Annotated in this window: 23 protein-coding genes; 17 read left to right on the top strand and 6 right to left on the bottom strand. The window is 63.8% G+C overall.

Annotated features, from left to right (window positions below; genetic code table 11):
• Positions 1–47: 47 nt before the first annotated feature.
• Positions 48–1229, bottom strand: a complete 1182-nt coding sequence (locus WDS16_RS14335) for an acyl-CoA dehydrogenase family protein (RefSeq protein ID WP_338885927.1) — start codon at positions 1227–1229, stop codon at positions 48–50.
• A 73-nt stretch (positions 1230–1302) separates the two neighbouring features.
• Here WDS16_RS14335 and WDS16_RS14330 point away from each other — a divergent pair, with 73 nt between their 5' ends.
• The 9 genes from WDS16_RS14330 to WDS16_RS14290 all read left to right on the top strand — a co-directional run bounded on the left by WDS16_RS14330 (position 1303) and on the right by WDS16_RS14290 (position 10174).
• The gene (locus WDS16_RS14330) at positions 1303–2511 is read left to right on the top strand and encodes a cystathionine gamma-synthase (protein WP_338885926.1); all 1209 of its coding nucleotides are present in this window, start codon (positions 1303–1305) and stop codon (positions 2509–2511) included.
• The gene (locus WDS16_RS14325) at positions 2508–3281 is read left to right on the top strand and encodes a glutamate racemase (RefSeq protein WP_338885925.1); all 774 of its coding nucleotides are present in this window, start codon (positions 2508–2510) and stop codon (positions 3279–3281) included. Before WDS16_RS14330 ends, WDS16_RS14325 begins: the two co-directional genes overlap by 4 nt.
• 108 nt (positions 3282–3389) lie before the next feature.
• Positions 3390–4649 carry an MFS transporter gene (locus WDS16_RS14320; RefSeq protein ID WP_338885924.1) on the top strand — a complete coding sequence of 420 codons (1260 nt, stop codon included), beginning with the start codon at positions 3390–3392 and terminating at the stop codon, positions 4647–4649.
• A gap of 95 nt (positions 4650–4744) precedes the next feature.
• Positions 4745–6379 (top strand): ABC transporter substrate-binding protein, encoded by a 1635-nt coding sequence (locus tag WDS16_RS14315; protein WP_338885923.1) that lies wholly within the window; start codon positions 4745–4747, stop codon positions 6377–6379.
• Entirely contained in the window at positions 6334–7410 is a 1077-nt protein-coding gene (locus WDS16_RS14310) for an ABC transporter permease (protein ID WP_338885922.1), read from the top strand. Before WDS16_RS14315 ends, WDS16_RS14310 begins: the two co-directional genes overlap by 46 nt.
• Entirely contained in the window at positions 7403–8224 is an 822-nt protein-coding gene (locus WDS16_RS14305; RefSeq protein ID WP_338885921.1) for an ABC transporter permease, read from the top strand. The genes WDS16_RS14310 and WDS16_RS14305 overlap by 8 nt, the downstream gene beginning before the upstream one ends.
• On the top strand, positions 8221–9132 hold the full coding sequence (locus WDS16_RS14300) for an ABC transporter ATP-binding protein (protein WP_338885920.1): 912 nt from the start codon (positions 8221–8223) through the stop codon (positions 9130–9132). Before WDS16_RS14305 ends, WDS16_RS14300 begins: the two co-directional genes overlap by 4 nt.
• Entirely contained in the window at positions 9129–9764 is a 636-nt protein-coding gene (locus tag WDS16_RS14295) for an ABC transporter ATP-binding protein (RefSeq protein WP_338885919.1), read from the top strand. Before WDS16_RS14300 ends, WDS16_RS14295 begins: the two co-directional genes overlap by 4 nt.
• Positions 9765–9880: 116 nt before the next feature.
• Complete coding sequence (locus WDS16_RS14290; protein WP_338885918.1) at positions 9881–10174, top strand: PASTA domain-containing protein; 294 nt, start codon at positions 9881–9883, stop codon at positions 10172–10174.
• A gap of 5 nt (positions 10175–10179) precedes the next feature.
• On the opposite strand, the gene WDS16_RS14285 is transcribed toward WDS16_RS14290, so the two are convergent.
• Positions 10180–11223 carry a ferredoxin--NADP reductase gene (locus WDS16_RS14285; protein WP_338885917.1) on the bottom strand — a complete coding sequence of 348 codons (1044 nt, stop codon included), beginning with the start codon at positions 11221–11223 and terminating at the stop codon, positions 10180–10182.
• Between the two features lie 275 nt (positions 11224–11498).
• On the opposite strand from WDS16_RS14285, the gene WDS16_RS14280 reads away from it, so the two are divergent.
• Genes WDS16_RS14280 through WDS16_RS14270 form a run of 3 tightly spaced genes read left to right on the top strand, consistent with a single transcriptional unit; the run spans position 11499 to position 14676 of the window.
• Positions 11499–12686 carry an iron-containing alcohol dehydrogenase gene (locus tag WDS16_RS14280; RefSeq protein WP_338893448.1) on the top strand — a complete coding sequence of 396 codons (1188 nt, stop codon included), beginning with the start codon at positions 11499–11501 and terminating at the stop codon, positions 12684–12686.
• Positions 12683–14029 carry a MadS family sensor histidine kinase gene (locus tag WDS16_RS14275; RefSeq protein ID WP_338885916.1) on the top strand — a complete coding sequence of 449 codons (1347 nt, stop codon included), beginning with the start codon at positions 12683–12685 and terminating at the stop codon, positions 14027–14029. The genes WDS16_RS14280 and WDS16_RS14275 overlap by 4 nt, the downstream gene beginning before the upstream one ends.
• A complete protein-coding gene (locus tag WDS16_RS14270; RefSeq protein WP_338885915.1) occupies positions 14026–14676 on the top strand; it encodes a MadR family response regulator transcription factor in 651 nt (216 codons plus the stop codon). The genes WDS16_RS14275 and WDS16_RS14270 overlap by 4 nt, the downstream gene beginning before the upstream one ends.
• On the opposite strand, the gene mftM is transcribed toward WDS16_RS14270, so the two are convergent.
• Positions 14669–15520: a mycofactocin oligosaccharide methyltransferase MftM gene (gene mftM / locus WDS16_RS14265; RefSeq protein ID WP_338885914.1), complete on the bottom strand. Its 852-nt coding sequence runs from the start codon at positions 15518–15520 to the stop codon at positions 14669–14671. The genes WDS16_RS14270 and mftM overlap by 8 nt on opposite strands.
• Positions 15517–16137 carry a mycofactocin system transcriptional regulator gene (mftR, locus tag WDS16_RS14260; RefSeq protein WP_338893446.1) on the bottom strand — a complete coding sequence of 207 codons (621 nt, stop codon included), beginning with the start codon at positions 16135–16137 and terminating at the stop codon, positions 15517–15519. The genes mftM and mftR overlap by 4 nt, the downstream gene beginning before the upstream one ends.
• A 114-nt stretch (positions 16138–16251) precedes the next feature.
• Here mftR and mftA point away from each other — a divergent pair, with 114 nt between their 5' ends.
• From mftA to mftD (WDS16_RS14235), 5 genes are read left to right on the top strand one after another with little or no spacing between them, the layout of a single operon-like run.
• Positions 16252–16365, top strand: coding sequence for a mycofactocin precursor MftA (gene mftA / locus WDS16_RS14255; RefSeq protein ID WP_338885913.1), 114 nt, complete (start codon positions 16252–16254; stop codon positions 16363–16365).
• Between the two features lies 1 nt (position 16366).
• Entirely contained in the window at positions 16367–16654 is a 288-nt protein-coding gene (gene mftB, locus WDS16_RS14250) for a mycofactocin biosynthesis chaperone MftB (protein WP_338885912.1), read from the top strand.
• A 51-nt stretch (positions 16655–16705) separates the two neighbouring features.
• On the top strand, positions 16706–17956 hold the full coding sequence (gene mftC / locus WDS16_RS14245; protein ID WP_338885911.1) for a mycofactocin radical SAM maturase: 1251 nt from the start codon (positions 16706–16708) through the stop codon (positions 17954–17956).
• 11 nt (positions 17957–17967) lie between these two features.
• Positions 17968–19146 (top strand): pre-mycofactocin synthase MftD, encoded by a 1179-nt coding sequence (mftD, locus tag WDS16_RS14240; protein WP_338885910.1) that lies wholly within the window; start codon positions 17968–17970, stop codon positions 19144–19146.
• Complete coding sequence (gene mftD / locus WDS16_RS14235) at positions 19143–20327, top strand: pre-mycofactocin synthase MftD (RefSeq protein WP_338885909.1); 1185 nt, start codon at positions 19143–19145, stop codon at positions 20325–20327. Before mftD (WDS16_RS14240) ends, mftD (WDS16_RS14235) begins: the two co-directional genes overlap by 4 nt.
• Here the strand turns inward: mftD (WDS16_RS14235) and WDS16_RS14230 are convergent.
• Together WDS16_RS14230 and WDS16_RS14225 are read right to left on the bottom strand one after the other, a co-directional pair.
• Complete coding sequence (locus WDS16_RS14230) at positions 20281–21036, bottom strand: IclR family transcriptional regulator (RefSeq protein ID WP_338885908.1); 756 nt, start codon at positions 21034–21036, stop codon at positions 20281–20283. The genes mftD (WDS16_RS14235) and WDS16_RS14230 overlap by 47 nt on opposite strands.
• The gene (locus WDS16_RS14225) at positions 21036–22541 is read right to left on the bottom strand and encodes an APC family permease (protein ID WP_338885907.1); all 1506 of its coding nucleotides are present in this window, start codon (positions 22539–22541) and stop codon (positions 21036–21038) included. Before WDS16_RS14225 ends, WDS16_RS14230 begins: the two co-directional genes overlap by 1 nt.
• Positions 22542–22581 lie beyond the last annotated feature (40 nt).

Raw genomic sequence — 22581 nt, 5'->3', positions numbered from 1 at the left:
GGTTATGTGCACCGGAGTGCACATAACCATGCCACTGCGCGGAGCGCCTAGCGGAATGCGCTGGACCCGGTGAGTGCCTGCCCGATCACGAGCTGGTGCACCTCGGATGTCCCCTCGTAGGTGAGGACGGATTCGAGGTTGTTGGCGTGCCGGAGCACCGGGTATTCGAGGGTGATTCCGTTGGCACCCAGGATGGTTCGGCACTCACGAGCGATCTTGATGGCTTCGCGGACGTTGTTGAGTTTGCCGGCGGACACCTGCTCGCCGCGAAGTTCGCCCTTGTCCTTGAGGCGTCCCAGGTGCAGCGCGAGAAGTTGGCCCTTGCCGAGTTCGAGCGCCATGTTTGCGAGCTTGGCCTGCGTCAGTTGGTACGCGCCGAGCGGCTTGTCGAACACTTCGCGCGTCTTCGAGTACTCGACGGCGGACTCGATGCAATCGCGAGCGGCACCCATTGCCCCGAAGATGATCCCGAAGCGCGCCTCGGTCAGACAGCCGAGAGGTCCACTGAGCCCCCGAGCCTCGGGCAGCATCGCCTCGGCCGGTAGTCGTACGTCCTCGAGCACGAGCTCACCGGTGATCGACGCACGCAGGGACAGCTTCTTCTTGACGGTGTTGGCGGAGAACCCGGGCGTATCGGTCGGCACGACGAAGCCGCGGACCTTGTCGTCCGTCTGGGCCCACACGATTGCCACGTCGGCGATGGGCCCGTTGGTGATCCACATCTTGCTGCCGTTGAGCACCCAGTCGGTGCCGTCCTTCTTCGCACGCGTCCGCATCCCGCCGGGATTGGAGCCGAAGTCGGCCTCGGTGAGCCCGAAGCAGCCGATGAGGCTTCCTTCGGCCATGCCCGGAAGCCATTGCTGCTTCTGCTCCTCCGAGCCGTACTTCCAGAGCGCGAACATCGCGAGCGAGCCCTGCACCGACACGAGACTGCGGATGCCCGAGTCCATTGCTTCGAGCTCGAGGCATGCGAGTCCGTAGGCAGTGGCCGAAGTGCCTGCACAGCCATAGCCCTCGAGGTGCATGCCGAGCAATCCGAGCGCACCGAGCTCCTTGGCCAGCTCACGGGCGGGAACCGTCCCTTCCTCGAACCAGTCGGCCAGGTGCGGACGGATGCGTTCGTTGCCGAGCTTGCGCACGGTGTCACGAATTTCTTTCTCCTCTGTATCGAGGAGGGTGTCGAGGGAGAACAGCTCGTCGACGCTCTGCGAGCGGTGCGAATCGGCCACGGTGGAAAGCCTCTTTTCGTCAGCGGTGTCTCCCGCAGGCTACCCACTTCGCTCGACCATTAGTCTGGAAGTCATGAGTGAGCAGCGCAGCAAGGCAGACAGCAACTCCGGGAGTGGAGCCCGCGGAACGACCCACGCGGGTGGGCAGGGATTTTCGACGAAGGCGGTTCATGCCGGTTACGAGCCGGACTCCCTGACCGGCGCGGTCAACGTCCCGATCTACGCGAGCTCGACGTTCGCGCAGGATGGCGTCGGCGGGATGCGGAGTGGCTTCGAGTACGCCCGCACCGGCAATCCGACGCGTCGGCCGCTCGAGGCCAATCTCGCGGCCATCGAATCGGGTACGTACGGTCGGGCGTTTTCTTCGGGCATGGCGGCCACGGACGCTCTGCTGCGGGCGTCGCTGCGACCCGGTGATCACCTTGTCATCCCCAACGATGCGTACGGTGGCACCTTCCGTCTCATCGACAAGGTCTTCACTCAGTGGGGCATCGAGTACTCGGTTGCCTCGGTATCCGACCTAGACGCCGTTCGCGACGCGATCCGTCCCAACACCAAGCTGGTGTGGGTGGAGACGCCGACGAACCCCCTCCTCAACGTCGGTGACATCGCCGCGCTCGCCGAGGTGGCTCACGAGAAGAACACCAAACTCGTGGTCGACAACACCTTTGCGTCGCCATACCTGCAGCAGCCTTTGCAACTCGGTGCCGACGTCGTGTTGCACTCCACGACGAAGTACATCGGCGGCCATTCCGACGTCGTCGGCGGCGCGTTGATCACCGACGACGAGGAACTGGACGCGGCAATCGCTTTCCTGCAGAACGGTGCCGGTGGCGTACCGGGACCGTTCGACGCCTTCCTCACCTTGCGTGGCATCAAGACTCTCGCGCTGCGGATGGAACGGCACAGCGACAACGCAGAGGCGCTCGTCGACCTGCTCGACGGTCATTCCTCGATCTCCCAGGTCATCTACCCGGGATTGGAGTCGCACCCGTCGCACCGCGTTGCCGCCAAGCAGATGCGTCGCTTCGGAGGCATGATCTCGGTGCGTCTCGCGGGCGGCAAGCAGGCTGCGTTGGATTTCTGCTCGCGTACCGAGATCTTCACTCTCGCCGAGTCGCTGGGCGGCGTCGAGTCGCTCATCGAACACCCGGGCGCGATGACGCATGCGTCGACGGCCGGCTCGTTGCTGGAGGTCCCCGACGATCTCGTCCGACTGTCGGTGGGTATCGAGGACGCCGCCGACCTGATCGGTGACATCGAGCAGGCGCTGGGCGCGTGATCGTCGGACTGATCGACTCGGGATTGGGCATGCTGCCCACATCCGCGTGGCTGAAGAAGCTGCGTCCCGAGCTCGATCTGGTCCTGCTGATGGACCCCGACCAGGCGCCGTGGGGTCCCAAGCCCGACGACTGGGTCGTCGCGCGGGTGCTCGGCGCAGTCGACCGAGCGATGGCCGCGGGCGCCGGGGTCATCGTGCTTCCGTGCAATACCGCGAGTGTCACTGCGCTGAGCCACGTGCGTGCGCATCTGGGATCTGCTGTGCCTGTCGTCGGCACAGTTCCTGCGATCAAACCTGCCGCGGCGGCGAGCACCCGGATCGCCGTATGGGCAACGGCAGCCACGACGTCCAGTGCATACCAGGCTCGGCTCATCGAGGAGTTCGCGGCGGACCGGGCAGTGACGCCTATCGCGTGCCACGGTCTTGCGGACGCCATCGATCGCGGCGATGCGGAGGGTGTGTCGGCCGCCATTCGCGCCGCTGCTGCCGCCACTCCGCCCGACGTGGAATCGGTGGTTCTGGGGTGCACGCACTATCCATTGGTGGCAACGGAGATCGTGGCGGCCCTGCCGTCCGGAGTGCGCATTTTCGACAGTGCGGACGCGGTTGCGCGGCAGACGCTTCGGCGGATCGACGAACTCGGCGACGGGGATCAGGGCACGGGTGCGGTCACGGTGTCGCTCAGTGGACGTGACGGCTTTCTGCCGGCCAGTGCCCTCGCTTACGCCGAAGGGCGTCTGTTGGCCGGGGAGCAATCGGTTCACCGGTGACACTCGCGAAGTGCGTTCCCGCACGCTGAATAGAGCTCGAAGTTCAGCGCCGATCGGCCTATTGTTTGCTGAAGTAATTAGCTGTGCTTCAACCGATCGGGAGATGCGATGGTCAACACCGAGCTGGGCGCCGGGACTTCCAGCGCCGCGCCGAGGAAGCGGATGCCCATGGCAGCGGCGTTCTGGACCGTCGGATTGACGTACCTGGTGATCATGGCGTCCTCGGCCGCACCCTCGCCGCTGTATCCGGTCTATCAGCAGGCCTGGGGGTTCTCGTCCACAACGCTGACCGTCGTGTTCGCGGTGTACGCCGTGGCTTTGCTGTCCGCGCTACTGACCGTCGGCAGTCTGTCCGACCACGTGGGTCGCAAACCGATTCTGATCGCTGCGCTGATATTGCTGGTGATCAGCCTGGTTCTGTTCATCGTCGCGGACGGCGTCCCTGGTTTGATTGCAGCCCGCGTGGTGCAGGGCTTGGCCGCAGGTACGGCAACCGGTGCGCTCAGCGCCGCGGTCATCGACCTTCAGCCGAACGAATCGGCAGGCCCGCTCGTCAACAGCGTTGCGCCGTCGATCGGCCTCGCCACCGGCGCGCTAGGTGCTGGACTGCTGGTGCAGTTGGCCCCCGCGCCGACGACACTCGTCTACGCACTTCTCATCGGAGCGGTGGTACTCCTGGCGACGGCGGTGCTGTTCGTGCCCGAAACCTCTGCGCTGCGGGAAGTCGAATCGCGGCGGCATCTTTCACTGCTGCTGTTGCCGAGGGCTTCGTTCCCCACAGGCGCGCGCGTTCCGTTCCTGCTGATCGTGCCCGCACTGGTCGCGACGTGGTCGCTCGGTGGTTTTCACCTCTCCCTCGGCCCGTCGATCATCGGTTCAGTGTTCGGCGTCGACAACCACATCGTCGGCGGTCTCGACATTTTCGCCTTGTTCTCCTCCGGAGCCGTTGCGGCGGCATGTGTTCGAACTCGTCCGCCGAGGGCCGTCATGGTCGTCGGGGCGGTCGTGCTCGCGCTCGGTGTCGGGTTGTCACTGGTGTCGGTGTCGATGGTCTCGGTTCAGCTGTATTTCCTGGGTTCGATCGTCGCGGGTGCAGGCTGGGGGAGTGCGTTTCTCGGGGCCATGCGCACCCTCGGTGCGCTCGTGCCTGCAGATGAACGCGGAAGTGTTTTCGCAACCACGTTCGTGCTCAGCTATCTGGCGTTCAGCGTCCCTGCAGTGATCGGCGGAGTTGCGGTGCACTCGTTCGGGCTCGAGCCGACTGTGCTGGCGTACGGAGGTTTTGTCATCGTCTTGGCTCTCGTGTCGTCTGCGGGTTTCGGACTTGCTTCCCGGCAGGAACGGAGGGCCCCTCGGCCTACCCGATAGGCCAGTTCGCCGGTGATGAACGGGTGGTAGGCGCTCGATCGCGGGCACACGCGCACACCCTGTGACACCATTCGTCCATCTGAACAACTGCTCAGATGAACGAGGAGGGTCTTGTGATCCGGACTGGATCTGTGGTTGCTGTCGCGGTGGGCGCAACGTGTGTGTTTGCGCTCGCATCGTGTAGTGCGCCGACGAATTCTGCGAGCGAGTCGAGTGCAGGCGGATTGGTCCTCGCCGACGGCTACGAGCTGGGCGGCTACAACCCCGTGGCGGGCTACGGTGCTGCGGGCGAGGCCAAGATGTACGACGGTCTGCTACGGCTCGACGGTGCCGATGGCCTACCGGGATTCGAACCCTCGCTGGCGACGGAGCTTCCGACCCCGAATGCCGACGCGACGGTGTGGACGGTCCCGTTGCGCGACGGTGTCACGTTCTCCGACGGTTCGTCCTTCGATGCGGCCGACGTCGTCGCAACGTACGGCGCGATCCAAGACCCCGCCTCGGCGTCGGAAGTGCGGTCCTCGTTCGACATGATCACCGACGTCGTCGCCGTCGACGACCGCACTGTCGAGTTTCGGCTCGCCTACCCGTATGCGGCCTTGCCGACCAAGCTTCTGATCGGCATCGTTCCATCGGAATCAGTCGCTACACCGGGGCTCGCAGCGGAATCCAGTTTGAACACGGCACCGATCGGTACCGGCCCGTACACGCTCGTCGACCTCTCGCCCGATCGTGCGGTCCTGGAGGCCAACGAGAACTACTTCGGTGGCGCGCCGGCAGTGAAGAAGCTGACCCTGCTGTATGTCCCGGACGACAACACCCGCGCCCAGAGGATGGCTGCAGGCGAGATCGACGGCACCAACCTGCCTCCGCTGCTGGCCAAGACGCTCGACGGACAAGATGGTATGTCGTTGTCGTCCAATGCTTCTGCCGACTGGCGAGGGGTATCGTTGCCGACCGACAATCCGGTCGCGGGTGACAAGGCTGTGCGAATGGCATTGAACCTTGCCGCGAATCGGCAGTCCATGGTGGACAACGTCCTGGGCGGATACGGCAAGAGTGCGGCGACGCCGATTCCCGAGGTATACGGCGACGCCTACGATCCGAGCGCGGTGTTCCGATACGACCCGGCCGGGGCCGAGCGCCTACTGGACGAAGCCGGCTGGATCCGGGCTGATGACGGAATCCGCGTCAAGGACGGCACCCGGGCCGAATTCACCGTGATGTACAACTCGACGGACACAGTCCGGCGAGACCTGGCTCAGGCCTTTGCATCCGACGCTTTGGCCGTCGGAGTGGAGGTGAACCTCGAAGCGTTGTCGTGGGACCGGATCGACCCCCGTATCTCGTTCGATTCGACGTTGCTCGGGGGCGGATCCGAGCCGTACGACCCGGATACCCAGGCGTACAACACACTGGACTCGGCGTTCGTGAATCCCGACGTGGGCAGCATCTACGACAACGCGAGTGACTATGTCAATCCTGCTGTCGACGCGGCGCTCGAAACGGGACGGCGAAGCCTCGACATCGCAGAACGCGACGCGGCGTACCGCGATATGCAGCAGGCGTACGTCCAGGATCCCGGGTTCGTGTTCCTCGTGTTCCTCGATCACACCTACGTGTCGAAGGACTCGGACTGGACGATGTCGGGTCCGATCCTCGAACCGCACTCCCACGGTGTCACGTGGGGACCGTGGTGGTCGCTGCAGACGTGGACGCGGCAGTCGTGACCGCCACCATCGCGCGGCCGGTGACTACGTCGGCAGCGAGCCACGACGGGCGAACTCGACGCCGCGGAATTGCCCGCATGATCGGACGGCGCCTGCTGTTCGTCGTCCCAGTGTGCGGCGCAGTCTCGGCCGGTCTGTTCGCGGCTGCTGCCGTGTCGCCGTTCGATCCACTCGTCGCGTACCTCGGTGTGCGCTATACGACGACGACCGACGCGGACAAAGCAATGATCACCGAACAGCTGGGCTTCGATCAATCCTGGTACACCACGTACTGGCAGTGGCTGCAGGGCATCTTCACCGGCGACCTCGGGGTATCGCGATCGTTCGGCCAGCCCGTCGCGCAGGTCCTTGCCGAGCGTGCGCCGTGGACGTTGTTGTTGGCGGGCGTGGGTCTGACGCTCGCTGCGACGCTGGCCCTGATACTGGGTGTCACGGCGGGCATTCGCAGCGGCGGCATCCTCGATCGCTGCGTAACCGGGTTCTGCATCGCCGTTGCCGGCCTGCCCCCGTTCGTCATGTCGCTCGGTGCGATTGCGGTGTTCGCGCTGGGGCTCGGATGGCTACCGGTCGCGGGACTCAGTGACGGGGGAGCCGACCCAACTCCCGGTGGGGTAGCCGTACACATGATCCTGCCGGTCGCAGTCCTCGCAGGGTCGCAACTGCCGTGGTTGTTGCTCGCAGTCAAGGAATCGGTGTCGACCGCGCGTGGCGAGGAGTTCGTCGCAGGCGCGGTGGCCCGCGGCATCCCGCCGTCGATGGTGACGCGAAGACACATCGTCCCGACGTCGCTGGCCCCGTTCGTCAACGTGCTCGGGGTACGCCTGCCGGAACTCGTCGTCGGGGCCGTGCTGGTGGAAGAGGTGTTCTCCTGGCCCGGTGTCGCGGGCGCCATCGTGCAGTCCGCCCGTGATCTCGATATGGCGTTGCTGGCAGTGCTGACGGTGGGAACGACCCTGGCGGTGATGCTCGGATCGCTTCTCGCCGACGTCGCCGTTGCACTGTTGGATCCGCGGGTGAAGACCGATGGATAGGCGCAGGCTGGTACTGGCGGGCTCGGTTCTCGCGCTGCTCACGCTGTATGCGATCGCGGTGCCGTGGTTGTCCGGCATAGACGACAGGGTCACCGATTTCGCCGCAGCGCGCCAGGGTCCGTCGCTCTCACACGGGTTCGGGACCGATTCTGCCGGTCGAGATCTGTTCGTGCGCAGTGCTGCCGCGATCCGCACGTCGTTGGTGGTCGCAGTGGCCTGTGCGGTGCTGGCCACCGTGATCGGGAGCATGGTGGGCGTCGTGGCCGGAGTGTGGGGCGGCTGGGTCGATCGAGTTGTCATGCGCAGTACCGACGCGATCAATGCACTACCGCACCTGCTGCTGGGTATCGTCATCGTCGCGATGTTCCGGGGCAGCATCGTTGCCATCGTGTTGTCGATCGCGTTGACACATTGGACTCAGGTCGCGCGGATCGTGCGATCGGAGATACTCGGGCTGCGCGAGCAACCGTACATCGACGCCGCGGTCCTCGCCGGTGCGAACCGTCGGCACCTCGTCGGCGCGCACGTGCTCCCCGCAGTCCTGCCTCAGGCTTTGATCGCGGTCGTTCTTCTGTTGCCGCACGCGATCTGGCACGAGTCGACTCTGTCGTTCCTCGGCTTCGGCCTTGCGCCGCACGAGCCGAGTCTGGGCACTCTGCTGTCCGAGGCACGCAGTTCCCTCCTCCTCGGGGGATGGTGGACGCTGGTCTTCCCCGCGGGAATTCTGGTTGTGGCGACCGTCGCGGTTGCTGTGCTCGGATCGACGCTACGGCAGGCGGTTTCACCGCCGAAACCCTCGGAGCTGAGACTGTGAACGCATTGACAATCGACAATCTCACGGTGCGTATCCCGCTGGCCGACCGTTCGGTCGTGCATGCCGCGAGCGAGGTGCACCTGGCAATCCCTGCTGGAACCGTCACCGCACTGGTCGGAGAATCGGGTTGCGGTAAGTCGATCCTGGCGTCGGCGATCATGAACATGTTGCCGGTCGAGTCCTCGGTCTCGGGATCGGTCGTGGTGCAGACCCGCGATCGAGTCGTCGACGTGTTCGCCGACTCGTCGTTCCGTGGACGCGACGTGGCGTTGATCCCACAATCGGCATCCTCTTACCTGACGCCGGTGCGTACGGCGAGATCTCAACTGGAAGAGACTATTCGAGTGCTTCGGTCCCACCATGAATGCGACGAGTTGGCACGGTTGGTCGGTCTGGATCCGCGTGATCTGGACTGCTACCCGCACGAGCTGTCCGGCGGCATGGCGCAGCGTGTCGCGATCGCCGGGGCGCTCGTCGGGGATCCTGCTGTAATCGTCGCCGACGAGCCGACCGCCAACCTCGACGGGGACCTGACCGATCGTATCCTCGGGCTGTTGAGACGCTCGGCCGACGACGGTGCCGCTGTCTTGCTGATCACCCACGATCTGTCCTCGTTGATGCGCACGGCCGTCGCTGACCGTGTGGCGGTGATGTACGCCTCGCGGATCATGGAGACCGGACCTGCACATTCGGTGCTCGACGATCCACTGCACGACTACACCCGAGACCTGTTGAATGCGCTGCCATCCCGTGGGCTGAACCCGATGCCCGGAACCGCGCCGCAACTGACGGACTTGCCCGATGAGTGTGTCTATCATCTGCGTCGACCCGAGTCGACTCAGTCCGGCGGAGCTACCGAGCTGGTCACCGTCGGCAATCGGTCGTATCGAACGAGAGTGGTCGCATGAGTCTCGACGCCGTCGACATCACCGCAGGCTACTCCGGAACCTCGGATGTGATTGTGCGCGAGTCATTCTCGATACCTGCCGGAAGTCTCGTCGGGCTGGCAGGGCCGTCCGGATCGGGGAAGTCGACGTTGGCTCGGGTTCTCGCACTGCTCCTCGAGCCACGAGCAGGTGTCGTCTCGATCGACGGTCGTGAGGTCAAGGGCGTCGGATTGGCTGTGTCGTCGGAGATTCGACGGCAGGTCGCCATGTTGTTCCAGTCGCCCAGGGCGGCGACCGATCCTCGAATGACGTTGCGCGCGATCATCGAACAGCCCGCAGCGATTGTGCGCCGCAGAATTGTGGTGGAGGAATTGGCCGAACGGGTCGGGTTGACAGTCGACCTGCTCGACCGTCGTCCGCACCAGGTCAGCGACGGGCAGCTTCAGCGCGCCTGTGTCGCGAGGGCGCTGGCACAGGAGCCGCAGTACCTTATCTGTGACGAAGCGACCGCGATGCTCGATGCTGCTACGACGGCGTCGATCATGCGGCTCGTGCAGAGCGAAGCACGCGATGCAGGTATGGGTGTGCTGATGATCAGCCATGACGCTGAACTGCTCGCGGCGATCGGTGCGGTTGCCGGACAACGGCCGTGATTCTTCGATAGTCGCGGGGCGCGGAGCGAACTCACAGCGTTCTCTGCGTCGAACCTCAGCCTTCGAGTGGAGTGTGGATCGGGAAGGAACATCCACTCGGGTTCAGGAGTCTCGAAATGCGTACCTCGTTCAAAAAGGCAGTTGCTGTCATCGCCGCAGTCGGTGCGGTATCCGTCGGAGGGGCCTCGGTCGCCTCCGCGTCCACCGTCGGCCAGATCGCGGTCCCCGATGTGGTCGGCTACTCGGCGCCCGTCGCGGTCGATGTGCTCGAAAACGCTGGGTTCACGAGCGTGAGGGTCGCGGGCCCGTACGGTGACAGTGCAGAGACCACGGTGACGCGCACGTCGGTCGCGGACGACGCAGTCGTGGCAGAAAACACGCCCATCACGATTTTCGTCGATCCCTGGTGACGTATTCAGAACTCGATCCGCACGTCATCGCTGACGGGACGAGCCTGGCATCCCAGGATCATCCCGTCAGCAATGTCGTCCTCGTCCAGAATTTCCGAATTCTCCATGGCGACTTCGCCATTGCGGATCGTGCACGCGCACGAACCGCACTCACCCTCGCGGCATGAATAGGGGACGTCCAGTCCCTCGGTGAGCATGACCTCGACGAGAGTCTGTGTTCTCGGCCATGCGAACGTGTGCGTTTCGCCGTCGAGTTCGACCGTCGCCGACGCTGCCGACGCATTGTCTTCCTCGCTGACAGGCGTCGGGGGAGCATCGGTGAAGGGGTCACCGGTCAGCGAGGAGAACACCTCGCTGTGGACACGCTCGCGTGGGAATCCCCCGCTGGCAAGGGCTTTGTGCACGGCATCCATGAACGGACCTGGGCCGCACATGAATGCTCTGCGCTCGCGATACGGTGCTGTGACAGTCGACAGTTGATCTATGCTCGGGATTCCCTGCAGTGATTCGAGCCAATGCGTCACGGTCAGTCTGCCCGGATACTCTGCCGCCAGAGCGCGCAGCTCGTCCGCGAAGATCACCGAGAATTCGTCGCGGTTGGCGTAGACAAGTGCGATCGAGCCGACTCCTTCGCGTAATGCGGACTTCAGGATCGACATGACCGGAGTTATTCCCGATCCGGCTGCCAGCAGCAGGAAGTCCTCGTCGAGGTCGGGTGGGGTGAATCGGCCCGACGGCGGAAGCGACTCGATGACGTCGCCGGCAGCGACGTTGTCGCATACCCAGTTGGAGCCATAGCCGTCGACGGTGCGTTTGACGGTGACCTTCGGTGCCTCGTCGCCATGCGGAGAACTTGCCAACGAGTAACATCGAGCGACCGAGCCGGTCCTCTCGCTCGGTATACGCAGCGTCAGGAATTGCCCCGGCCGGTAGTCGAAATTCGCCGGTGCGTCGAAGACGATCGACCTGGCATCCGCGGTCTCCTCGACCACCGCGGCCACTGTGAGCAGCACCGATCGTGAACCATGCTGTTGGTCGGCACTCGCCATCGGGCTGCATCCTTTCGCGGAACTGAAACGTGTTCTAGTTTAGCGGTCGATTCGGGTGTGTGTCGAGACCGCTCGAAGTTCGGTGGTGTCAACGGCGAGCGAGTCGCCTCTACCTACCCGATCGGGCAGGTGGTTACCCGCCCGACCGCTGGTGGGCAGGGACGCGCCGCGACGGCTAACGTTGTAACCTGGATCACATGGTGGCGGGCTCCGTCGCCAACAGGGAAGTTCAGAGGCGATAACCGATGATCGAAGCGGCCTCGACCAGTCAGGCCATGCATGATCTGCACTCGCACCGGAGCGCGGTCGAGGCGCCGAGGGTGCTCAAGTTTCATGCGCCCGAAATCGTGTTCGGCCAGGACTCGCTCGTCGAAGTCGCACATGCTGCCCTTCGCCTCGGCGCACAACGGCCGATGGTGGTCACCGATGCGGGCCTCATCGAGACCGGTTGGGTGGCGCAGTTGACGCTGCTTCTCGACGAGCAAGGACTCGCGCCGACGACGTGGAACGGGCTCACTCCCAACCCCAAGGACGTTGAGATCGAAGCCGGACACCAGATCTACCAGGAATCGGGCTGTGACGTACTGATAGCCATCGGCGGCGGCTCGGTCATGGATGCCGCCAAGGGCATTGCAGTGCTGGCGGGCAACGGTGGATCGATTCTCGACTACGAGGGTGTCGACCGTGCGACCCGACCTATCCCGCCGCTCGTCATGGTTCCGACCACTTCCGGCACCGGCGCGGACGTATCCCAGTTCTGCATAGTCACCGATACCGCCCGATCCACCAAGATCACCATTCTCGGACGGGCACTCGTTCCAGACATCACCGTCATCGATCCGAGATTGTTGACAACGATGCCGGAATGGCTCAACGCGGCAACGGGTCTCGACGCCTTGACTCATGGGATCGAGGCATTCGTCTCGCTCGGGCACAATCAGCTGACCGATCACCATGCGTTGCGTGCGGTCACGATGGTGACCTCGCACCTCGCACGCACGATGGACGAACCGTCGGACATGACGGCCCGGACGTCGATGGCACAGGCGAGTCTCGAAGCGGGTCTTGCCTTCACCAACGCCATCCTGGGGGCGACGCACGCGATGAGCCACCAAGTCGGCGGACTGCTCGACCTGCCGCACGGCGTCATCAACGGTGTACTGCTCCCGCACGTCATCAGGTTCAACGCCGCAGCTGATCCATTGCCCTACGTGGCGATAGCGATGAGTCTCGGACTCCCCGAGGGGCGTGGGTCCGCAGAAGAGGCGGCTCAGGCAGTGGCAGCACGGGTGGAGGAGCTGGCGCGCCAGGTGGGCGTGCCGAAGGGGCTGCGCGAGATCGGTGTCAGTGACACCGACATCGATGTACTCGCGACCAATGCGCTCCGCGACGCGTGCATGTCGACAAACCCACGCCAAGCCTCGCACGACGAGATGGCCGCGTTGTTCAGGATTGCCCTGTGACCACTCAGCCGCCGGATCTGTCACTGCTGACAGGTTTACGGTCGGGCAAGAGCACGTTCTATCCGCAGTATCGAGGCGCGGCCGAGCGTCTGGAACGCGTCGTGCATGCACTCGAGCTGATTTCCCGGGCACTGGTACGCACGGTCGACGGTCCGGAAACGCTGATCTGTGCCGTCGCCGAAGCCGCTCGTGCCCATCTGAGCGCGCAATGGGTCGTCTTCGCTCTCGCCGACGGCGCCCTCCCGGACGCTGGACCACGGCGGCTCGTCCTCGGGCCCGACGCGACTCCGTTTCTGGTCGACGATGTCGTAGGGCCGCCGCTGCCTGACGACGTCGTCGAGTGCCTGGAAGCGATTCGGCTCGCCACCACCGGCGACGGACGCGAACCCCAGATCGCGGCGCACCACGCATTCGTACCCATCGCATTGGATGGCGGAGTGGTCGGAGCGTTCGCAGCGTGGACACCGACGCGGCGAGTGCTCGATGCAACGGATTCGGCGGTGCTCAGTATCCTCGCGAGCCAGACTGCAGTCGCACTGCAGAATTCGGCACTGTATCAGAGCAGGCGAGTGCTGCTCGAACGTAGCGAGAACGCGTACGCGCAGGCGAACCGGACAGCAGCGGATCTCGCAATTCGAAACGCGGAACTCGAAGTGACACAACGTCAACTCGGCGCTGCGCACCGCCATCAGGTGCTCGACGACGAACGGCACCGCATCGCACGAGAGCTGCACGACAGCGTGACCCAGGCGGTGCTGTCGGCCGGGATGCAGATCGAAGTGTGTCGCAACGACATTCCCGCCGATGAGCGACGGGAGCGGTTGGATCTGGCGAAAGAGCTGACCCGCCGCGCCGTCGAGCAGTTACGGTCGGCGATCTACGCTCTCAACAATTCACAGGACGACGACCGCACGTCGCTGCCGGAGATGCTCGAGCAACTCTCGGTCGTGCACATGCCCGACGAGCTCCAGGTCTCGCTGCGGGTCGAGGGAACTCCCGTCGAACTCGACAGCGCATGTGAACACGGTTTGCTGCGAATTGCAGGTGAGGCGTTGTTCAACACCGCAGTTCACGCGGGCGCACATCGAGCGGTCATTCGGCTCGCGTACCGAGCCGGACACGTGTTCCTGTCGATCGCCGACGACGGGCAGGGCGATCCGGCGCATCTGCGACTGATGTTGCGTTTGGCAGAGAGCAACGACGTCGACGGACGGCATCGAGGGCTCGCGAACATGGCAGCGCGAGCACGTGAGCACGGCGGCGTGCTCGAGATCCGTAAGGCCCGAATCGGAGGTGTGCGGATTTCGGTGCGCATTCCTTCCCAAGAGAGTGAGCAGTCGTGACAGTTGAGACAACGTTGGTCCGGATCGTGCTGGTCGACGATCACGCAATACTCCGTGACGGGCTGAAGTCGGTGCTCGAACGCGAGGCAGACTTGTCCGTCGTCGGTGAAGCATCCTCACGAGGGGAGGGGCTCGCCGTCGTCGAGCGAGTCCAGCCGGACATCGTGCTGATGGACCTCAAGCTCTCGGCGAGTACGGACTACGAAGGACTGGCTCTGTGCGCGCAGCTGTCCAGCGCGCATCCCGGTCTCGGGCTGCTGGTGTTGACAACGTTTCTCGATGATCGGCTCGTGGTGGAGGCCGTGCACGCAGGTGCTCGGGGATACGTCGTCAAAGACGTCGACACTACCGAGTTGGTACGCGCTATCCGGGCTGTCTCGCGCGGCGAAAGCGCATTCGACTCGCGCAGCGCGTCTGCGGTCATACGGTCCCTCAATGGTCAAGGATCGGCGGTCGAGAGGCTGACCGACCGCGAACTCGAGGTGCTCCGGTTGTTGGCAACCGGCTTGTCCAACGCCGGCATCGGGACCAAGCTGTTCATTTCGGCGACGACGGTCAAGTTCCACGTCAGCAACATCATGCGCAAACTCGGAGTGAGCCGTCGCGCCGAAGCAGTCTACGCCGCGAGCAAACAGGGACTCATCTGAACGCCACTGTGCGGGAGGTACCGAGGCGGGAGGTATCGAGGACGAGCCAGCCACCGTGATATTCGTCGATCTCGAAAGGCACGCCGGTGCGTCGGCCGAGCGCGGCGAGTGCATCGTTGTCGAACGTCCTGATATGGCCGTGGCACGCAGTCGCTTCCGACTCATAGGGCACGGCGATGACGACGCGTGCGCGGGCGATTCGAATCGCCTCCTCGACGATCCGAGTGCCGACTTCGTCGTCGACGTGTTCGAGGAGATGTAGCGCCGTCACAGTGTCGGCCGAGTTGTCGGCGACCGGTACCCCGGCAGCATCCGAGGTTATGACGGTGAGGGTGGCGCCCAGGTGCGGAGCGACCGTGCCGAGCAGTCGCATCGTTCCCTCGGACAGGTCGGTGGCAGTGACGTCGATCCCGCGGAGCGCGAGCCGGAGCGGAAAGAACCCGAAGCACGACCCGAGGTCGAGGACGCTTCCCTGTACGAGGGATTCTGCGCGGCTGTGGACCGGTGCGAAATCCGAAGTGCCGCCGAGAAGATCGTCGAGGGAATTGCGATAGTAGGTGGTCCAGGCTTCGACGGGATCGGCGACCGTCGATCGCACGAGTCCGACCATGACGACTTCGAATTCGCGTTGCGACAGATTCAAGTCGGTGACTCTCGGGACGAGACTCTCACCGATGTGCGCGGAATCGAGGCCGTGCCGGACGGTGAGGAATTCGGCGCGGTCCAGTTCGATCGTGCCGGGAGCGAGCTGATCGCAGAACTCGACCGTGATGTCCTCGTATCCCCAGCGACCGTCACGAGCGGGAGCAGCGCAATTCGGAGCCAGGGCGTCGAGTTCGGTCATGTCGGTTCTTTCGCTGCGGGGAGGTCGAGTCCGGCGTAGAGAGTACGAGTGCCGTCGGAGAGCAACTGGGCAAGATCGAGCGTCTCGTCCGTCAGCCACTGCTCGTACGCAGACATTGCCACACCGAGGACCATCCAGCCAACGGTTCGCGGAAAATGGTCCGTCGGTGCGGAATGCGTTCGTGCTGCCACATATTCGGCGATGACGTCACGCCAGCCTTCGTACATAAGCATCGAATAGCTCTGCAGAGCTGGATTTCGCAGGATGAGGGCCATCCGCTGGCGGTGTACTGCCTTCTCGTCCTCGGGGAAGGTGTTGAACTGCAACAGAGCCGATCGAATTCCGTCGGCGAGCGAGATTTCATCGGGAAGGCCGGCGAGCAGGGAACGAAGAGCGGCGAGTTGCTCGTCGAAGTCGCCCCAGGGGACGGCGTTCTTCGACGGGAAGTATCGAAAGAACGTACGACGAGCTATGCCGGCGGCCTCGGCGATGTCGTCGACGCTCGTGGAGTCGAAGCCATTCGTGGCGAAGAGTTCGATGCCGAGATCGCTGATCTGCCCCCTCGTCGTGGACGGGCGGCGACCTACCCGGCCGGATGGTTTCTTGCGGCTGACCACTTTTTTCTCTCCGTTTGCTGTCATTATGCACTCGATGCCATTATTGTGGTGAACCGAGTCACTGTCACCCATGACTGTGATCGACCGAATGATTCTCGCCGATGGAGGAACAAGATGTCCCAGAACGCCAAGACAGACGTCGTCGACGCTGCAGTAGTCCAATCGGATCTCATCGAAGAGTCTCTCGTGGAAGAGGTTTCCATCGACGGTATGTGCGGCGTGTACTGACATGTCCGCTGTGAAGGTCGTCGACGCGTTGGATCTCGATGCACGCTGGGCCCTTCACCCGCAGGTGGCGCTGCGTCCCGAGTCGTTCGGGGCGCTGCTCTACCACTTCGGGACGCGCAAGCTCTCCTTTCTCAAGAATCGCACCATCGTAGCGATCATCGAGTCCCTACCCGAGCATCCCGATATGCGCTCGGCGATCGCTGCGGCAGGCATCGACGAGGCCGGTATGGCCCCGTACGTGAAAGCTCTGGCCACTCTGGCTGATTCGCGCATGATCACCACTCTCTGATTTCCCGACTGCCCCGATTTTCTCTTTCCCCCCGACGAAGAGGACAGCCCCATGACCTCCATGCTCGAAAGACCAGCACCACCGCCCGCGGTCGGTAAGTTGGTCGATCAGTTCGAACTCGGACTGGATGCTCCGATCTGTCTGACCTGGGAGCTGACCTATGCCTGCAACCTCTCGTGTGTGCATTGTCTGTCCTCCTCGGGTCGTCGCGACCCGAACGAGCTGACTACCGAGCAGTGCAAGTCGATCATCGACGAACTGCAGAAGATGCAGGTCTTCTACGTCAACATCGGTGGCGGCGAGCCCACGGTCCGCAGTGATTTCTGGGAGCTGGTCGATTACGCGACTGCGCACCAGGTCGGGGTGAAGTTCTCCACCAACGGCGTGAAGATCGACAAGAAGGTCGCCGCTCGGCTTGCCGCGTCGGACTACGTCGACGTGCAGATTTCCATCGACGGTGCCACCGCCGAGGTCAACGATGCGGTGCGCGGGCCCGGTTCGTTCGACATGGCCATCCGCGCTCTCGAGAACCTGCAGGAAGCGGGCTTCAAGGACGCGAAGATCTCGGTCGTCGTCACCCGACACAACGTGAGCCAGCTCGACACGTTCAAGGCACTGGCCGACAAATATGGTGCGACGCTTCGTATCACGCGGCTTCGTCCGTCCGGTCGCGGCGCGGATGTGTGGGACGATCTGCACCCCACTGCCGGTCAGCAGCGTGAGCTGTACAACTGGTTGGTCGCCAACGGTGAAGGTGTTCTGACGGGTGATTCCTTCTTCCATCTGTCGGCGTTCGGTGACGCGCTCCCCGGCCTCAACCTCTGCGGCGCCGGACGTGTCGTCTGCCTGATCGACCCGATCGGCGACGTCTACGCCTGCCCGTTCGCGATCCACGAGAACTTCCTCGCCGGCAACATCGTGCGAGACGCGCGTCCCGCGACAGCGACATCCCCAGGTATGGGCGGGTTCCAATCCGTCTGGCAGACATCGGAGTTGTTCCAGGATCTGCGTTCTCCGCAGACATCGGGCGCGTGCACCAAGTGCGCGCACTTCGACGCATGCCGCGGTGGTTGCATGGCCGCGAAATTCTTCACGGGCCTCCCCATGGATGGTCCGGATCCCGAATGCGTGATCGGCAACGGTGAACTGGCGTTGGCCGGCGCGGGGGAGATCCCCAAGTCGAGCGTCGACCATTCCCGCACCGGGCAGCGCAAGACACCGAGAGCGTCGGTGCCGCTCACTTTGATGATGCGGCCGCCGGCCAAGATCTGCGACGAGAATCCGCTCGCAGGAATGGAATAGGAAGAACAGCTATGGCCAAGAGTGCCTGGTTCGAGACCGTTGCCGAAGCGCAGCGTCGTGCCAAGAAACGTCTACCGAAGTCCGTGTACGCCGCGTTGGTGGCGGGTTCGGAGCGAGGAATCACAGTCGACGACAACACTGCGGCGTTCGGTGAATTGGGGTTCGCCCCACATGTTGCCGGGTTGTCGGACAAGCGAGATTTGTCGACGACCGTCATGGGTCAGCCACTGTCGTTTCCGGTCATGATTTCGCCGACGGGTGTGCAGGCGGTCCATCCGGACGGTGAGGTCGCCGTTGCCAGGGCTGCGGCTGCCCGCGGCATTCCCATCGGATTGTCCTCGTTCGCCAGCAAGTCGGTCGAGGAGGTCGCTGCAGCGAATCCGCAGACGTTCTTCCAGATGTATTGGGTCGGATCACGGGAGGTGCTGCTCCAACGGATGGAGCGTGCACGGGCAGCGGGTGCAGTCGGGTTGATCATGACGCTGGACTGGTCGTTCTCCAACGGTCGCGATTGGGGTTCGCCGTCGATTCCGGAGAAGATGGATCTGAAGGCGATGGTCCAGTTCGCTCCCGAGGGCATCACGCGGCCGAAGTGGTTGTGGGAGTTCGCCAAGACCGGCAAAATTCCTGATCTGACGACTCCGAACCTGACTGCGCCCGGTGGCGGGCCTGCTCCGACGTTTTTCGGTGCGTATGGCGAGTGGATGGGTACACCTCTTCCCACCTGGGAGGATGTGGCGTGGCTGCGGGAGCAGTGGGGTGGGCCGTTCATGCTCAAGGGTGTGATGCGGGTCGATGATGCCAAGCGCGCGGTCGATGCAGGTGTCTCGGCGATTTCGGTGTCCAATCACGGTGGTAACAATCTCGATGGAACCCCGGCACCGATCCGGGCGTTGCCTGCCATTGCCGACGCGGTGGGCGATCAGATCGAAATCACTCTCGATGGTGGTATCCGCCGAGGTAGCGATGTCGTCAAAGCACTCGCGTTGGGTGCGCGTGCGGTGTTGATCGGTCGTGCGTACCTGTGGGGTCTGTCGGCTGGTGGTCAGGCTGGGGTGGAGAATGTGCTCGACATTCTGCGCGGTGGAGTCGATTCTGCTGTGCTCGGGCTCGGACATTCCTCCGTGCATGATCTCTCACCCTCGGATGTGGTGATGCCGGCCGGGTTCGACCGCAGGCTGGGTGTGTGACCGGTTGGTTCGAGACCGTCGCCGAGGCTCAGCGGCGCGCGAAGAAACGTCTACCGAAGTCTGTCTACGCCGCGCTGGTGGCGGGCTCGGAGCAGGGCATCACAGTCGACGACAACGTGGCGGCGTTCGGTGAACTCGGGTTCGCCCCGCACGTCGCGGGGTTGTCGGACGTGCGTGATCTGTCGACAACGGTTATGGGACAGGATCTCTCGTTCCCGGTGATGGTTTCGCCGACGGGTGTGCAAGCTGTGCATCCGGACGGTGAGATTGCGGTTGCTCGTGCGGCAGCATCGCGGGGAATCGCACTGGGGTTGTCGCTGTTCGCGAGCAAACCCGTCGAGGACGTCGTCGCAGCCAACCCGCAGACGTTCTTTCAGTTGCACTGGGTCGGCTCACGCGAGTATCTGTTGCATTTGATGAATCGCGCACGTGATGCCGGGGTTGTCGGATTGATCCTGACAATGGATTGGTCGTTCTCGGAAGGGCGTGATTGGGGAAGCCCGTCGATCCCGGAGACGGTGAACCTCGCCGCGATGACTCGCTTTGCGCCGGAGGCTCTTGCCCGCCCCAGATGGCTGTGGCAGTTTGCGCGAAGTGGCGCGATCCCCGATCTGTCCGCGCCGAACCTTGCTCCGCCCGGCAAGCCTGCGCCGACCTTCTTCGGCGCGTACCGCGATTGGATGTCCACCCCGTTGCCGACGTGGGAGGACATTGCGTGGTTGCGTGAGCAGTGGGGTGGTCCGTTCATGCTCAAAGGCATCACCCGTGTCGACGACGCTCAACGAGCCGTCGACATCGGTGTGACTGCGATTTCGGTGTCCAACCACGGGGGGAACAATCTCGACGGCACACCCGCAACCATTCGCGTATTGCCCTCGATCGTCGACGCGGTCGGCGATCGAGTGGAGATCACCCTCGACGGTGGAGTCCGGCGAGGCAGCGACGTCGTCAAGGCGGTTGCCCTTGGTGCCCGAGCAGTCATGATCGGCCGTGCTTACCTGTGGGGTTTGGCAGCGGGCGGTCAGGCCGGTGTCGAGAACGTGCTGGACATCCTTCGTGGTGGCGTCGATTCCGCGGTGTTGGGGCTCGGGCATTCATCGGTGCAGGATCTGTCGCCGTCGGACGTCGTGACGACTACTCCGTCGAATACGCCAATCGCATCTGACTCGCGGTCGACCTGAGCAGAGAAATCAGATCGGGGTCGTCGTGCACCAACCTGCCCGTCCGCCCGATCACCGCGAGAGAGCCGGATACTCGTCCACCGTCGTCGCGGACTGGGACGGCCACCGACGCTCGTCCTACCTTGATTTCGTCCGTCTCGACGGCGATATCGGTCGTGCGGATCCGGCTCAGCTCTATCGCGAGCTCGGCCAGATCTACGATGGTGTGGGACGTGAATTTCCTGAGATCGGACAGTACGACGCCATCGGGTCTGTTGGCCAGCAACAGTTTCCCGATCGCCGACGCATGGGCATGAGTCACCAATGCCGTCTCCCCGGACAGTTCGTGGTCCGGGTCTCGATCGATCAACTGAATTCGATCGTTCTCGTACGACGCCAGGTACACCCCGAATCTGATGCGGGCACGAAGCTCGTCGACGATGTGGTGATTGTCGACCACGCTCGCGGGGGCCGCTATGGCGAGCTCTCTCGTTCTGCGACCGAGAGCGAAGCCCGACAGGTCTTCGATACGCACCAGAAAGCCGTCGGCCACTAGGAGATTGAGCAGTCGGTACGCCGTGGCGGGTGGAATTCCGGTGGCGTGCGCGACTTCCTTGGCCGTTGCCCCCGAACCTAGATGTGCGACGGCCTCGAGCAACGCGAGCGCCTTCTGGACTGCACGAGGTTCGTGTCCTCCGACTTCGGTTGCCCGTGCTGTCCTCACCGCCATCAGCGCGCGTCGGTCCAGGGGCTCTTCACCAGGGCAACTGCGCCGCGCGCATTCTCCCCGTATGCGGCGAAACCCGGAAGAACATCACTGCTTTCGGCGCTGTCGAAAACTCCGACCGCGGCGAGGGCTCGAGGACTGCGCCTGTACAGGTATGCGTGCCAGCAGAATCCGGAAAGCGCCAGTACACCGAGCATGACCACCATCGTGACGTTCTGCTCGATACCCGCCGTCACGACGAGGTTGCCCAGGACGGCGCATCCTGCGCCGCACGCGAGGACTCCCGCGAGCACAACCGTCGCGGTGAGTTCTCCGATACGCCTGAGGAAGACCACTGCTGCGATCGCCACGACGGCGTATCCGACGATGAGTGCTGCCCGCGCCAGAAGTCGGACGTCGTCGAGCACGACCGAACCACTGAGCGCAACGAAGGTCGAGCTGATCACGGTCGATCCACCGAGAATTACGCAGAGTGCGACGTGCGGTGTTCGGAAGGTTCTATGGACGCGGGCGAACCGATGGGGCACGACGTTTTCGATCCCCATCGTGTAGACGAGTCTCGACGCCGCATTCGACGACGCCATTGCCGAGGCGAGCCACGAGCAACTCAGCCCGAGGTTCAACGCGATGACCAGCCACGCATCGATACCCGTCGACGTCCCGTGCTGGTAGGCGCCGAGCAGCACCCCTCCGCGACCGGACCACACGGCCCATGCAGAAAAGGTGAAAAGCGCACCGCAGATGATCGGGGTGAGCAGAACGGTTCTGGTGACAGTGACGAGCGGACGCTTGGCCTCGGGACCGAAGAAGGTTGCGCTCTCGAACCCCGCGAGTGCGAACATTGCACCGAGAGCGACGAGGAGTAGACCGTTGGGCGATCCGGACGGCTCGACGATGACCGGCCTGTTGTCCGGCAACAGCAGTAGCGCGGTGATGAATATCAGCGAGCACAGCTCGACCACCAGGATTGCAGTCGCAGCGAATCTGACTCCGCGGACGAGGCATGCCAGTATTCCGAGCGCGAGCACGACGTGAATCGCAAGTGCGCCAGCGACTCCACCGGTAGGTATCCCGACCTCGCGCAGCACGGTGCGCACAGCGTGACCGCCGAAATACAGCGTCAGCGCGCCACTGGCGCAGTACTTGCACAACATCGCTGCGCCGACGGTCAACGCCCCACGTGACCCGGACCCTTTCGTCACGAAGCTGTAGAGCCCGCCGGACGACGAAAACCGCCTCGTGAACTGTGAGACGCAGAATGCGATCAACGACACGACGATCGTGGCCGCGAAGACTGTGAGCAGACCGCCGAGCAATCTCTCGTGGCTCAACATCGTGATCGGCAGAATCACCATCGATGCCGCAGGAGCGGTCGTCGCCACCGACTGCGCGAACACTTCGATCCCCGACAGCTGACGGCGGCCGAGCGCACGCAGAGGTGACAGTGCGGGCCGATCCGGCTCCCGCGCGGCGAAGGAGGCGGTGATGGCCTGTTCGAGTGCGGACATAATGGCCAGAAAGTAGCCCCGCATTGTTGCGAATGCATTG

The sequence above is a fragment of the Rhodococcus sovatensis genome, assembly GCF_037327425.1.
In the GTDB taxonomy this organism is placed as follows: domain Bacteria; phylum Actinomycetota; class Actinomycetes; order Mycobacteriales; family Mycobacteriaceae; genus Rhodococcoides; species Rhodococcoides sovatense.
This window is presented reverse-complemented; position numbering and strand designations above follow the sequence as displayed.

Bases quoted from the DNA above. Each gene is read 5' to 3' on its own strand.
- mftC (WP_338885911.1), top strand. From the start codon at position 16,706: ATGACCTCCATGCTCGAAAGACCAGCACCACCGCCCGCGGTCGGTAAG.
- mftM (WP_338885914.1), bottom strand. From the start codon at position 15,520: ATGACCGAACTCGACGCCCTGGCTCCGAATTGCGCTGCTCCCGCTCGT.
- WDS16_RS14330 (WP_338885926.1), top strand. From the start codon at position 1,303: ATGAGTGAGCAGCGCAGCAAGGCAGACAGCAACTCCGGGAGTGGAGCC.
- WDS16_RS14280 (WP_338893448.1), top strand. From the start codon at position 11,499: ATGCATGATCTGCACTCGCACCGGAGCGCGGTCGAGGCGCCGAGGGTG.
- WDS16_RS14320 (WP_338885924.1), top strand. From the start codon at position 3,390: ATGGTCAACACCGAGCTGGGCGCCGGGACTTCCAGCGCCGCGCCGAGG.
- WDS16_RS14290 (WP_338885918.1), top strand. From the start codon at position 9,881: ATGCGTACCTCGTTCAAAAAGGCAGTTGCTGTCATCGCCGCAGTCGGT.
- WDS16_RS14285 (WP_338885917.1), bottom strand. From the start codon at position 11,223: ATGGCGAGTGCCGACCAACAGCATGGTTCACGATCGGTGCTGCTCACA.
- mftD (WP_338885910.1), top strand. From the start codon at position 17,968: ATGGCCAAGAGTGCCTGGTTCGAGACCGTTGCCGAAGCGCAGCGTCGT.
- mftA (WP_338885913.1), top strand. From the start codon at position 16,252: ATGTCCCAGAACGCCAAGACAGACGTCGTCGACGCTGCAGTAGTCCAA.
- WDS16_RS14305 (WP_338885921.1), top strand. From the start codon at position 7,403: ATGGATAGGCGCAGGCTGGTACTGGCGGGCTCGGTTCTCGCGCTGCTC.
- WDS16_RS14295 (WP_338885919.1), top strand. From the start codon at position 9,129: ATGAGTCTCGACGCCGTCGACATCACCGCAGGCTACTCCGGAACCTCG.
- mftB (WP_338885912.1), top strand. From the start codon at position 16,367: ATGTCCGCTGTGAAGGTCGTCGACGCGTTGGATCTCGATGCACGCTGG.
- WDS16_RS14315 (WP_338885923.1), top strand. From the start codon at position 4,745: ATGAACGAGGAGGGTCTTGTGATCCGGACTGGATCTGTGGTTGCTGTC.
- WDS16_RS14225 (WP_338885907.1), bottom strand. From the start codon at position 22,541: ATGTCCGCACTCGAACAGGCCATCACCGCCTCCTTCGCCGCGCGGGAG.
- WDS16_RS14230 (WP_338885908.1), bottom strand. From the start codon at position 21,036: ATGGCGGTGAGGACAGCACGGGCAACCGAAGTCGGAGGACACGAACCT.